The sequence below is a fragment of the Novosphingobium sp. IK01 genome, from assembly GCF_033242265.1.
GTDB classification, from domain to species: Bacteria; Pseudomonadota; Alphaproteobacteria; order Sphingomonadales; family Sphingomonadaceae; genus Novosphingobium; species Novosphingobium pituita.
Genome location: NZ_BTFW01000001.1, coordinates 1,852,060 through 1,863,937, shown reverse-complemented (window position 1 = coordinate 1,863,937; position 11,878 = coordinate 1,852,060). Strand labels below are relative to the sequence as shown.

7 protein-coding genes are annotated in these 11,878 nt (G+C 62.5%); 1 reads left to right on the top strand and 6 read right to left on the bottom strand.

Annotated elements, in window-relative coordinates; genetic code table 11:
• Positions 1–3 precede the first annotated feature (3 nt).
• On the bottom strand, positions 4–2,277 hold the full coding sequence (locus tag SBI20_RS08630) for an N-acetylneuraminate synthase family protein (RefSeq protein WP_317974650.1): 2,274 nt from the start codon (positions 2,275–2,277) through the stop codon (positions 4–6).
• 323 nt (positions 2,278–2,600) lie between these two features.
• On the opposite strand from SBI20_RS08630, the gene SBI20_RS08625 reads away from it, so the two are divergent.
• Positions 2,601–3,563 carry a hypothetical protein gene (locus SBI20_RS08625; RefSeq protein ID WP_317974649.1) on the top strand — a complete coding sequence of 321 codons (963 nt, stop codon included), beginning with the start codon at positions 2,601–2,603 and terminating at the stop codon, positions 3,561–3,563.
• A 14-nt stretch (positions 3,564–3,577) separates the two neighbouring features.
• Here the strand turns inward: SBI20_RS08625 and SBI20_RS08620 are convergent, their stop codons facing one another.
• The 5 genes from SBI20_RS08620 to SBI20_RS08600 all read right to left on the bottom strand — a co-directional run bounded on the left by SBI20_RS08620 (position 3,578) and on the right by SBI20_RS08600 (position 11,859).
• Positions 3,578–4,729: a glycosyltransferase gene (locus SBI20_RS08620; protein ID WP_317974648.1), complete on the bottom strand. Its 1,152-nt coding sequence runs from the start codon at positions 4,727–4,729 to the stop codon at positions 3,578–3,580.
• Positions 4,726–5,985 carry a hypothetical protein gene (locus tag SBI20_RS08615; RefSeq protein WP_317974647.1) on the bottom strand — a complete coding sequence of 420 codons (1,260 nt, stop codon included), beginning with the start codon at positions 5,983–5,985 and terminating at the stop codon, positions 4,726–4,728. Before SBI20_RS08615 ends, SBI20_RS08620 begins: the two co-directional genes overlap by 4 nt.
• A gap of 219 nt (positions 5,986–6,204) precedes the next feature.
• The gene (locus SBI20_RS08610) at positions 6,205–8,238 is read right to left on the bottom strand and encodes an acyltransferase family protein (RefSeq protein WP_317974646.1); all 2,034 of its coding nucleotides are present in this window, start codon (positions 8,236–8,238) and stop codon (positions 6,205–6,207) included.
• A 143-nt stretch (positions 8,239–8,381) separates the two neighbouring features.
• Positions 8,382–10,157 (bottom strand): hypothetical protein, encoded by a 1,776-nt coding sequence (locus SBI20_RS08605; protein ID WP_317974645.1) that lies wholly within the window; start codon positions 10,155–10,157, stop codon positions 8,382–8,384.
• Positions 10,158–10,227: 70 nt separating this feature from the next.
• The gene (locus SBI20_RS08600; RefSeq protein WP_317974644.1) at positions 10,228–11,859 is read right to left on the bottom strand and encodes an O-antigen ligase family protein; all 1,632 of its coding nucleotides are present in this window, start codon (positions 11,857–11,859) and stop codon (positions 10,228–10,230) included.
• Positions 11,860–11,878: the final 19 nt, after the last annotated feature.

Here is an 11,878-nt window from a genome sequence, read left to right as displayed (position 1 = left end):
GGATCAGGCCTGCTGCGCGGGGGAGGCGCTGCCGAACCACGGTTCGAGCGCGTCGAGCGCCTGCCAGAAGCCCGCGCCCCCGTTCTTGTGGCCCTGCCAGATCTCGGGGATGAACGAGGCCTGCGGGCAGGTCTCGTCGAGGATTTGCGCCAGCGCGGCAAAGTCCATGTGCCCCTCGCCGATTTGCAGCCCTTCGCCATCGACGCCCTTGGCATCGACGACATGGAGGTGCGCGGCATAGCGCCCGACCTTGCGGCAGAATTCGCTCATTGACCAGCCGAAGTGGTTGCACGCCAGTTGCGAGTGCGAAAGATCGAGGCACACGCGCATGTCGTTGGCCATGCAGAAGGCGACGATCTCGTCGGGGTCCATGAACAGGTTGTGGTGGCTCTGCCCGCCGAAATGCCACGGGAAGGGCGGCATCGTCTGGGGAATGATCTCCACGCCTGCGCTGTCGAGCCGCGACAGGCTGTCGACGATGCGGTCATAGAGGGCTGCGCGTTCCTCGCGCGGGAGGAAGCCCTTGGCGTTGAACCCGCCCATGTTGGTGACGATGACCGGGCGCTCGGGCCCCTGATGCCATGGCTTGAGCGCGCGGGTGACATCGATCACGCGCTGGAGCTGGGCAATCGAATGGGCGCGATAGGCTTCGTCGGGAGAAGCCAGATCGAGCACGTGGTCCCCGGCGAAAAGTTCGGGGGCATGGACGGCAAAGGAAATCGGCAGCGGGGCATCGAACCAGGTGCGCAGGTCTTCGTCCATGTCCTTGTAGGAAAGGTGATATTCGAGGAACGGCAGCGGCGCGAGGTCGAGCATCGCGCGATAGTCGTGATAGCGGACCGGAATGCCCCACGGGCGCGCGAAGGCAAAGGCGCGCGGTTCGATCCGGCGATCCTCGATATCGGTGGGGAAGAACGGCGTTCCCGCCCTGATCGCGCGGGTGGCCGTGCGGCCGACGAGGGCCTCGCGCTGGTTGGGCTGAAGGCCCTGTCCGGGGCTGCGCACGAGGATATGGGCATGGGTGATCACCGTGCCGGGCGCGATGTCGGTCGCGGCATGAAGGCTCTTGGCCAGAACCTCGCGGTTCATCATCTCGCCTTGCGTCACCTCGCGCTCGGCGGCGGTGCCCATCGATTGTTCGGTGGCGCGGATCGCCTCGACCATGGCGCGCAGTTCGTCGGGCAGCAGCGAGACGCGGTGGTCGTTGCCTTCCATCGCGCGGTCCACGGTGAAATGCTTTTCGATCACGCTGGCGCCCAGCGCGATGGCGGCCACCGGCACGAACCAGCCGCGTTCGTGGCCCGAATAGCCGACCGGGCAATCGCCCAGTTCCTTCAGCCGGTTCATGTAGGCCAGATTCACGTCCTTGTAGGGCGCGGGATAAGTCGAATTGCAGTGCAGCAGGGCGAACGAGGCGCCTTCCTGACGCAGCAGGGCGACCGAGGCGATGATCTCGGCCTCGCTCGACATGCCGGTCGAGGCGATCAGCGGCTTGGCCGTGCGGGCCATCGCGGTGAGCAGGTCGTGGTTGGTGAAATCGGCCGAGGCGACCTTGTAGCCGGCCATGCCATAGGCTTCGAGCGCGCGCAGCGAGGCTTCGTCCCAGGGGGTGCACAGCGGGGTCATCCCGCGCGCGAGGCAATGGTCGAACAGGCGGTAGAGGTCGTCCACGCCCAGGTTGAAGCGGGCCAGCAGGTCGAGCGTATACTGTGCGCCCAGATCCTGGCTGGCATCGTCCGGGTTGCCCTGCGCGGCATAGAGGCTGGCCATGTCGCGCATCTGGAACTTGGCGCAATCGGCCCCGGCCTGTGCGGCCAGATCGATCAGGCGGCGGCCCAGTTCGACATCGCCGTTATGGTTGTTGCCGATTTCGGCGATGATGTAGCTGGGGTGGCCCGGCCCGATCAGGCGCCCGTCGATGGCAAATTCGGCCTCGCCCTGACGCGCGATGGCAATCAGGTGCTGGTATTCGTCGACCAGCGGGATGAAGCGGACCTTGGAATCGAGCCTGCCCGCGATCTGGTCGCGCGGGGTCTGGAACGGCAACTGGGTGAAGGCGGTGTTGGCGATGGCCTGGATCGGCAGGTTCACGTCGATCAGGGTGGCCGCGGCCATCCAGCGGCGAATGTCGCCATCGGTCACCGTGCCGACCACGCGCCCGCTCTCGCTGACCACGATGACGAAGCCGGCCTTGTTGGCCGAGATCTTCTGGAGGCCGACGAGAATCGTGTCTTCGGCAAAGACACGATAGGCCGCCGTGCTGCGGTCGATGATCATGCAACCGGCCTTCTTGAAAATTCGGAATTTTTCCCTTTTCGCAAACCCGAATCCTTCCATCCCGGCCTGAAACGATATTGCTGTTGTACAAGACCAGATGCATTCATCAACAAAGCGCCCTGAGATTTTATATTTGTTCTGTGATCGCGTGCTGAGGAGTCAATTGCCAAGAAATGCGTGAAAAATGCACAATAAGTTTGAATGGAACTCTAGGCATCGCATATTTTACCGGCAAGGGCTTCCTGCGATAAATAAAGTTTGCGGTGGAGAAAGACGGGCAGTTTCGTGTGAGAAAAGGAGGGGGTTTCCGTATGAAAATAGGCATGAACGCTGCGCTGGTGCGTTCGAGTCTGCATCTGGGACTCTTGCAGGAAAACGAACCGGGCATCGATATTGTCCTGTTTCGTGATGAACGACTGGCTGGTGTTATTGAGGCTGCTTTTCCGGGGCGGGGCCTGTTCCTGGGGCGCGAGGCGCGGCTCGATCCCCATCCCTTGCGGTTTGTGCGCAACGTGCGTGCCAACCGGCAGTATTACAGGGATGTGCGCAAGCGCGTCGAAGCCCTGGGCATCGGGCGGCTGATCCTGTTTCTGGAGGGCGAGCCGCTCGAACGCTCGATCCTTGCCTGGTATCGCGGCAAGGTCGAATTATGGGAGGAAGGCCTCTCCCACTATGTCGATCTGACCACTCCGCTCTGGTATGCGGCGCGTGGCTGTGTGCAGATCCTGGCCGGGTTCTATCCGCGCGGGGCGCTCGTGCGGCGGGCCGACCGTGGCGGGATGCTGGTGCGCGACCGGTTTGCGGCCCGCAATCTGACACTGGCCAGTCCGGTTCTGGCCGCGCCTGAAGAGCAGGTTCTGGTGATCGGTTCGCCGCTGGTGGAGGATCGTCTGATTTCCCGCGCGGTATGGACGCGCGGGCTTGCCGCGATTGCCGGGGTTTCCCCCTGGCCGGTACGCTATTTGCCCCACCCACGCGAGGATAAGGCTGCGCTTCCGGCTCTGCTGGCGTCGATTGTCGGGGAGGGGGGCGCAGGCGTGACCCTGGCGCCCGAACCGCATGGCATAGCCCCCCATGCCCAGGCTCATGGTTATCGCGCTTTCCTTGCCCCTGTTTCTACTGCGCTGCTCGATCTGGGGGCTTTCGGGGCTTCGCTGTTCGTGGCCGACCTGTTCGGGCAGCGCCGGATCAGCCGGGTCTTGCGAGGCTGGGCGGACAATCCGGTCGATGTGGCGGCTGATGAAGCGGCCTTGCGCGCCTTCTTTGCCGAGCGGGCGGGGGACTGATACCGACAGCGTGGTCAGCCCTTGCGCAGCATCCGATAGGTATCGAGAATTTCGCGGTTCAGCCGCTCGCTGGTGAAGCATTCGAGAAAGTGTGTCCGGGCCGCGCGCCCCAGTCGTGCCAGGGTTGCACGGTCGAGACCGCGAATGGCATGGGCCAGGGCATCGGGATCTTCGGGCGGGACGATGATCCCGGTCACTCCGTCGATGACGATTTCGGGCAGGGCATCGACATCGGCGGCAATTACCGGCTTGCCCTGGCGCATGGCCTCGATCGCGGCGATGCCGAAGCCTTCCCAGCGCGAGGGGATCACCAGTGCATCGGCCTGCTCAATGAAATCGTAGACGACCCGGCGATCATGCCAGCCATAGTGGACGATGTTGGGCAGGGTCTTGCACTGCCGTTGTACGATATCAGTGCCATTGACCACGAACCCGCCCACGGCATGAAGCGTGACAGGCACGTCGTTCAACTGTGCCATGGCCGCCTCGGCGATGTCGAACCCCTTCTGTTTGTCGAAGCGACCGATAAACAGCAGGTTGATTCCTGCACTGGCGCGAAACGGGGCCTTGCCGGGCGACTGGGGCTGGCTGGTGATCGCATTCTCGATCATCGTCATGTGCGAGGGAGAGATCCCCCGCGCCAGGGCGCTGCGATATTCGAAGGCGGAAATACAAATGATGTGGTCGCAAAAATGGGCCAGTACCCTCTCGACCATGGCATAGATGTATCGCCTCCAGCATTCCGTGCGCATGTTGAAGGCCCAGCCATGGGCGCAATAGACGATGGCCGGACGAGATTTGCCAGACAACAGCATGAGTACGGGGCGCAACAGCCCCGCAAAAGTGCTATGAAGATGAACGATATCGGGGCGTTCGGCGCGCACGACGGCAAGAGCCCGGCGGGCGAACCGATAGAGCTCGCGCAGCGAGCGACCACTCTTGGGAAAGGTGTGAACCGTTCCGGGGGCCATCGTTGAAAGCAGTTCTGCATCCTTGGTCGCGACGAGGGCCATGATGTTTTCAGCCCCGAACTGGGCCATTTGCGTGGGCAACAGTTCCTCGATGTACGAGATGATGCCTCCGGGCAGCATCTGCGCGATATGGAGTACCTTGAGAGCATCGGGTGGGCGTGTCGTACCGGCGCTGGCAGCCTCGGGCAGGGTCACTGAACGGGGAGCCTGCTCGAGGCCAGCCGCCCGGCCATGACCGGTTGCAGGAGCGTGGGATGGAGCCGGTCAAGGCTGATAGCCGGTCCCATGGGTAGGCGCGCATCGGGATGGAGGCCGCGCCGGTAGACCATGGCCGAAGCAAACAGGAACAGGACGAACGTGGGCGGCAGGATGAAAGCGCCGTCAATGAGTGCGGCGATCAGATAGCTGGCCGCGCCGATGGCCGCGGCGCGGCGCAAGGGGGAGAGGGTGGCCCAGTTCAGCAGCGCATAGGCCGGGGCAAAGGCCATCGCGGCGAGCGGGAAGAGCATGCCCAGCATGCCGAAGCTTTGTGCGAAGCCGAAATAGACCATTTCGGGCACCCGCATGTGATCTGCACCAAGCAGGGTGAAATCGAAGGTGTCGAAATAGGCCGAACGCCCGCCCAGGTTGGTGTCGACGAGTTTGTCGGGTGTCCAGCCCATCATCGGCATCAGGGCGATCACGCCCAGTATCCCCGCAGCCAGGCCCAGCCAGACGAGCGGATTGGCCAAGCGGATCTGTCCGCCCAGGATCATCAGCAGCCCCATACCCACCATGCCGAACCATACCGTGCGGCTGAGCGTGCAGACCAAGGCCACGAACAGAAGACCTGTGAAGATGCGGTTTTTTTCGAACAACAGGTACATCGGCGTCATGATCACCATGCACACGCCATAGATGTTGCCGTTGTTGAACGTGGAGACCAGCTTCATCATGCCACTGCGATTGTTCATCTTGCTGAAGATCTCGCCCACATCGGCGGCGTTGACGGTGACATAGGGAATCTCGATGAACAGGCCTGTCACGATATGCAGAACGAAGTTCATGAGGCCCCAGAGTACCGTGAAACGCATTGCATAGCGCAGGAATGTGCCCAGCGTTTCGGCAGGAACGTCTTCAAGATAAGGCGCCAGCGTGATCAGGATCGCGCTTGTCAGCACGCCGAAGACGGTCATGTAGACTGCCCAGACTTGCGTCGGCAGGTGGTAGAGAAAGGCCTTGGCCATGATCAGCACGGCGGCTGGCAGGAAACAGGCGAAGGCCTGTATCAGCGGCGCATGCGAGATGTTGCGACGACCCAGCAATCCAATTCCGGCAAACGGGGTCATCGCGAGCAGCAACAGATAGCCCCAGGTAAGCGGGAGATCGGACACCTTGATACCGCCCTTGGGGATGGCGACGTTGAAGGTGATCAGCAGGCAGAGGCCAATGACCGGCAGTTGTGAACGCAACCGGGGTGAGGCAGGGGGAAATGCCGAATGTATTGTGGGTCTGAGCCCTTGGAAACGAATCGTGCTCATGTCAGGCATGCCTGGAAATTCCATTTGGGGTCATTGGTGTAATGGCCCCAGGGGCTGGAGGCTTCTTTCCGGTTAATGTTATATTTAGGAGACTTGATCGGTCGATGGCAAGTATCGCATGGGGGCTTGGCGCATGGTATTGATTGTCTGTCATTGAAACAGGTGGCGAGCTGGGAACAGGGCAAGCCCGGTCAGGGCGACCTTGCTGCCCGCCGGGGTCAGATGTTCGAGATCGTGGGTGAGCAGGATTCCATCACGAAAGCCGCGGCACTGGCCGTCGGGACACAAATGTGGGGCGGGATCGAAAATGGTCACGTCGGGATGCTTTGTCGCCAGATGCGTGAAAATCGCATTGATCGGCCCCCTGAACTTGTCTTCGTCGATGGTGGTGATCGCGCAGCGATCGGGCGAAAGGCTATGCCAGAGCGCGCGGGCGATGCATGGTTGTACGGCCTGCGGGTACCGGGGCGGTTCGCGCAGCAGGGCGACTGCGATGTTGCGCGCGCGCAGTATTGTCAGGGTCTGGTCGAGCGAGGCTTCCATCGCGCCGAGTGAACTGTTCAGGCTGCGATGAGGATGGTTCGCGTCGGTCAGGAAGCGGGCGGTTGGGTCGAAGGCGCCGCCCGGTGCCTGGAGCCCGTACAGATTGGACCAGCGCCCGGCGATGATCACGCCACGAATGTCATGGCGGTTCTGGAGTTGATCGAGGATTGCGCTGTTCATGCGCTCGCAGCGCGTGTCAGCGCGGCCTTTGCCGAAATACTGCCCTGTTCCCGGTAGCGGGCTGCACCCTGTGGCAATGACCGAGACGACATTCTGGCCTGCGGTCTGGAACTGCTGCTCGATGGTTTTGATATGCTGTCCGGCAAATGAGTCGCCCCAGAGTACGATCTTGGCGCCCGGCGTGTGGTCGGCGCTGGCAAAGCACCGTGGTCCTGCGTCGGCAGGAACCCTGTCGGAAAAGACACACCCGTCGCGCGTCGCATAAGGGGCGCGCACGATACTGTCGATCCGTGCTGCCTGTGGTGGCAGGCGGCCGGGGAGTCCATGGAGGGCGACCATGCTGCCGGTAAAGACGGCCAGCATGGTCAGCGCGGCGCCCCCCAGAGCCAGAGTGCGCCTGGTCCGGTCTGGCCGAGATTGTGCCGGGGGCCGGGATTGGCGCCGGGTGCGGAAGGGCTGTTCGATGAACCGCCACGAGAGCGCGGATACCGCCAGCGTCAGGGCCAGCAGGGCCCAGAGCGCGGGTCCCGTGGGCAGGCTGCCGCGTGCGATCCACGCGAACGAGAGGATGGGCCAGTGCCAGATGTAGAGTGAATAGGAGATCGTGCCGATGAAAACGGGGATTTTGTGCGAGAGCAAGCGTGCCAGGAACGAGGGATGGCGTTCGTCGCGGTAGATCGCCAGAGCGGTTCCCAGGCACGGCGGGATTGCTGCGACGCCGGGAAACTGTGTGGCCTGGGTATAGGTGAAGATGGGCACCAGAATAAGGACGAGCGCTGCGGCTCCGATGGTGTGTGCGATCCAGCCGGACTTGAGGCGGGGCCAGTGCCCGCAAGCCAGCAGTGCGCCCGTCAGTAACTCCCAGGCGCGAAGCGGAGCCATGTAGAACGCGGTCTTGGCCGAGTATCCGAGCATCAGCTGTGAAGCGGCCAGTGTAATGACGAGGGTTGCCACGATCATTGGCACGCGCCAGCGCGCCAGACCCAGGCGATAGAGCAGCAGTACGGCAACCGGCCAGACGATGTAGAACTGTTCCTCGACCGCCAGCGACCACAAGTGCAGCAAGGGGTGACTCAGTGGATCACCGGAAAAGTAACCGGCTCCGGTCCAGAAATGGATATTGGCGACAAACAGCGTGGCAGCCAGTGCGCTCTTGCCCAGATCGGTCAACTCGGAAGGGAGTAGCAGAAACAGGCCCGCAAGCAGTGCGGCGAGGATGACTGCGCCATAGGCAGGAATGATTCGCTTGATCCTGCGTTCATAAAAGCGGGCAATGGAGATGCCCTGAGTCTCTGCATCCTTGAATAGACCGGCTGAAATCAAATATCCTGATATGACGAAGAAGATATCGACACCGACAAATCCGCCAGACATGCTGCCAAGGCCGGCATGGAAGAGGACGACCGACCCGACGGCGATGAAGCGCAGTCCGTCGATGTCACTTCGGTATCCGATATGCATTTTGCCTCGTGCGGATTATTATTTCATCGCAGCATAATGATGGGCTTTAGGCAAGCCTTTAAGGGGGTTTGATTCCGTTTTTGTAAATCTACTTTTTGAAATGACATGTGGTGAATTGAGGATTTTCCATTCAATTTATTGCACTATTCTGAAAATTTCGGGATCAGCACGGTTGCTCCGGAAATTGCGCCGGTGCGCACGGGGGCTCCTCTGTTGCCCGAGAGTCGGGCGCCAGAGGCCGCCACAGCAATGGGAAGCGGGTGGGCGCCCTGAACCAGATTGTTGGTCAGGGCGATGTCGGTAGGGCCGTTGCCAGGAAACGCATAGGCGATGGCGACCGATCCGGCAGGCTGGGCGGCCTCAATGGTTACGATATTGTCGCTGATCTGCCCTTTGGCTGCCGATGCGGCGAGCATGGTCACCGGATTGGTTGCAGACTTGTCGAAGTTCAGGCGGTTTCCGGTGAGGATGACAGCTTCGCCCGTCCGGGTGCTGATGTCGCATACCACGTTGCGCATGGTGTTGCCGATAAAGGCAAGGCGATTGAATGCGCCGGACAGGCATCGCCCCAGACCGTCATGGCCGCTGAAGACGAACGTATTGTCGGCAAAAGTCACGTCGATGACATCGGGCGTGTTGGCGAAACCGGCACCGCGCAGCGCCGCCAGGCAGACACCGCGCGGTGTGCCGATAGGGTCGGAACCGAGGCGGTCATTGATGTCGGCCGCCGAGCCATCCTGTTCGCCGTAATTGCGTTCGAAGCGCACGTTACGGGCCATGTAAAAAGCAGAATAGACAAAATTTCCGGCATTGCGGCAATGGTTCAGGGTCGCGATGCAGTCGATGCATCCTTCGAAGTCGATGCCGACATCGGTCGTATCTGACACCATGTTGCGTACGACGGCGATAGACTGTCCGTTGTTTCCATAAATGCCGCCGTTCACATTGCTGATGGTGTTGTCTGCAATGTAGACGTCGCGCACACGTCGCAGGAACTGGGGCATCCCCCCTTGGAGTCGCTTGGCTCCGCCCCCCCACCAACTGATTCGGGCAAAGCGGCCCTTGTTGCCCTGGACGAGGACGCGACGAGCGAAGTTGAAGCGGATGATGCTACCCATGTAGGTACCATAGTCGACCTCGTTGCCCAGAATTGCGATGTCCTCGTTGAGGTCGTTCACGTCGCTGGCCGAAAAGCCGGCGAGTACGGCCGGGTCGACCGTTTCGGAGCCCTTGGTGCGGTCGTAGGCGCTCATGCGGGCGTGGCTGACGTAGGCCAGGCTCATCCGCATCATGCGGCAATCGGCTATGGTCAGTCCGCGTACGTTGATGGCCCGGACTAGCATGCCGCCGGGGGCTTGCCCATCCGCACGGACAGCGTGGAGGCCTGCAAGGGCAACGTCATGCACGAACAGGGCCGGGTCGTTGTCCTGGCGGCGGACGGTGAAGATGGCATCGCGGGGCATGCCGTCCCAGACGAGGTGGGGCCCGGCGCCAGAGCCGAAGATGGCCAGAGGGCGGTCAACGCAGATGGTTCCGGTCACGCGGGCAGGGCCATCGACAAGGAGGGCGTGTACCCCTGCGGCCAGGGCGCGGACAAAGGCGGGCGTGTCGTCACTTTTGCCGTCGAGCGTGGCGCCAAACTGGCGCAGGCTGATGGCCTGATGGCGCAGCACGGCCAGCTTGCGGCGTGTTGTTTCGGGGGTAGGGGCCCAGCTCGGCCACCGGGAGGCATCGGGCAAGGTGCCCGAGGCAGGGGAATGCGGCTGGCTTGCGAGAGTGCGGACTCTTTCTGTTTTGGCTATTCCTGTCTTGGCAAGGCTGGTGGCAATCGCGCCGCCACATAGTCCGCTCAGAAGCGCCCGGCGTCCCAGCAAGGCTGAAAAAACACGAGGTGAGGCCTTGGGCAGGTGTTCAGGCATTCGGTGCGGATCTCGGTTCGGCGTGAACGACTGGCATGGGAGAGATGGCCTTGCTTCGTTCTGGATACGATCAATGGCGTGGCGAGGAAAGCGTTTCGGGTGCCGAGAGGCGTGGCGGGGTCAGCAGGCCGACGGCGACTGCGGCCAGGCAGGCCAGAGCCATGGCCCGGACCGGGAAGTCGTCGAGGGCATGGGCGCCCAGCACAAGGAGGGTGCCGCAGGCAAAAAGCGTCTGGGCACGTGCCACAAGGCTGTTGCCTGTGCCCTGACGGCTTGCTCTGTGCCGCTTCATGAAGGCTCGTGGGGACACTGCCGTGATGCGCATGGCCTGCCAGGCCAGGAGGCCGATCAGACCCAGAACCAGGACGAGCACGAAAATCCCCGGCAGCCCTGCCTCAAGGGCCCATTCGAGCCAGTCGTTGTGCGCGCGTCCGGCCTGGATCGGGCTGACGACCTCAAGCCGTTCGGCGGCGTTGAAAAGGACGGGGAAACTTCCGATACCTCCACCTATCGGCCAGACCGTGCCCAGTGCATGCCAGGTGTCCGTCCAGATCTCCGCGCGGGTATTCTCCAGATCATTGAAGCGGTCGAATACGGCCTTGATCGCGGGGAGCCGCGCGAGAGCGAGGCTGCCGACTCCTGTCAACACCAGGCCTGCTGCGCCAAGGCCGATGATGATCCGTCGTTTTGCGCGCAAGATGATGCCGTGGGCGGTGGGCAGGAGGATGGCAGCGGAGACGAGCATGGGCAGTGGCATGAGCGCGATCCCCGTGCGTGATCCGGTCAGAAAAAGCGCGAGTGCCGCAACCGTGAGGCCGGTTGCGGCCAGTATCCAGACGAGCATCGGCCGTGATGTGCTCTGGTGGAGTGCTGTGCAGCCCACCGCAAAAGCCATCAGGGCAATGCCCAGAACGTCGGCCTGTGCATTGTGATTGGCCTGGAAGCCGTCGAGTTTTCCGTTGTTGTAATAGGGATAGAGCGACCAACTGAAGCCATCGGCATGGGAAAGTTGCAGGACGCCCAGCACGATCGAGACCAGGCCCATGGCTGCGATCGTGATGCACAGCCAGGTCCGCCCAGCCTGATCCAGTCCGGCCGCCAGCAGCAGAACGAGCACCGGTCCGACCATTGCCAGAAGCGAAATAAAGGTCCGCGCTGGTGCCATCGACCAGGGCATCCACGCGTGTCCGGCATGAACCAGCGCGAGGCTGGCGCTCTCTGCGGCGCGACCGGGCAAGGCCTGCCACAGGCTTGGGGGCAGGGGGATCAGTTGCAGGATCGGCACGATCAGAACGAGAAATGCCAAAATCCACGTTGAGCGTGGTGGCGCCGAAAGGCCGATGCGCAGACGGGGCAGAATCAGCGGCAGGCCCGCCAGCACGGCCAGCAGCGGCTGAAGGATGGTTTCGGTCAGTGGATTGGTGGTGCCGCCGCCGCCCAGAGCGATGGCGCTGGCAACCGCGACCATCGCGATCATCTCGCCCGCAGCGGGCCGGGAATGCACGATGCTGCGCGCACGCCGATGGCGACCTTGGGAGGTTCCCTGATCGGCTGGGTGCCGCGTGGAGCGTTCCCGTTCAGCCGTTCCGGATGTGCCGTGCCTGTGTCTGTGCGAGCGCCTGCGCCGTTGCCTGCTTTCATGACTGGTATCGGGCGAGGCCGGACCGGCATGGGTTGAAAGCGCGTGGGAGGGGGCCTCCATGACATCTCCTCAGCGCGGC

Coding starts and splice junctions, on each gene's coding strand:
- SBI20_RS08630 (WP_317974650.1), bottom strand. CDS start 2,277: ATGATCATCGACCGCAGCACGGCGGCCTATCGTGTCTTTGCCGAAGAC.
- SBI20_RS08625 (WP_317974649.1), top strand. CDS start 2,601: ATGAACGCTGCGCTGGTGCGTTCGAGTCTGCATCTGGGACTCTTGCAG.
- SBI20_RS08610 (WP_317974646.1), bottom strand. CDS start 8,238: ATGCATATCGGATACCGAAGTGACATCGACGGACTGCGCTTCATCGCC.
- SBI20_RS08605 (WP_317974645.1), bottom strand. CDS start 10,157: ATGCCTGAACACCTGCCCAAGGCCTCACCTCGTGTTTTTTCAGCCTTG.
- SBI20_RS08600 (WP_317974644.1), bottom strand. CDS start 11,859: ATGGAGGCCCCCTCCCACGCGCTTTCAACCCATGCCGGTCCGGCCTCG.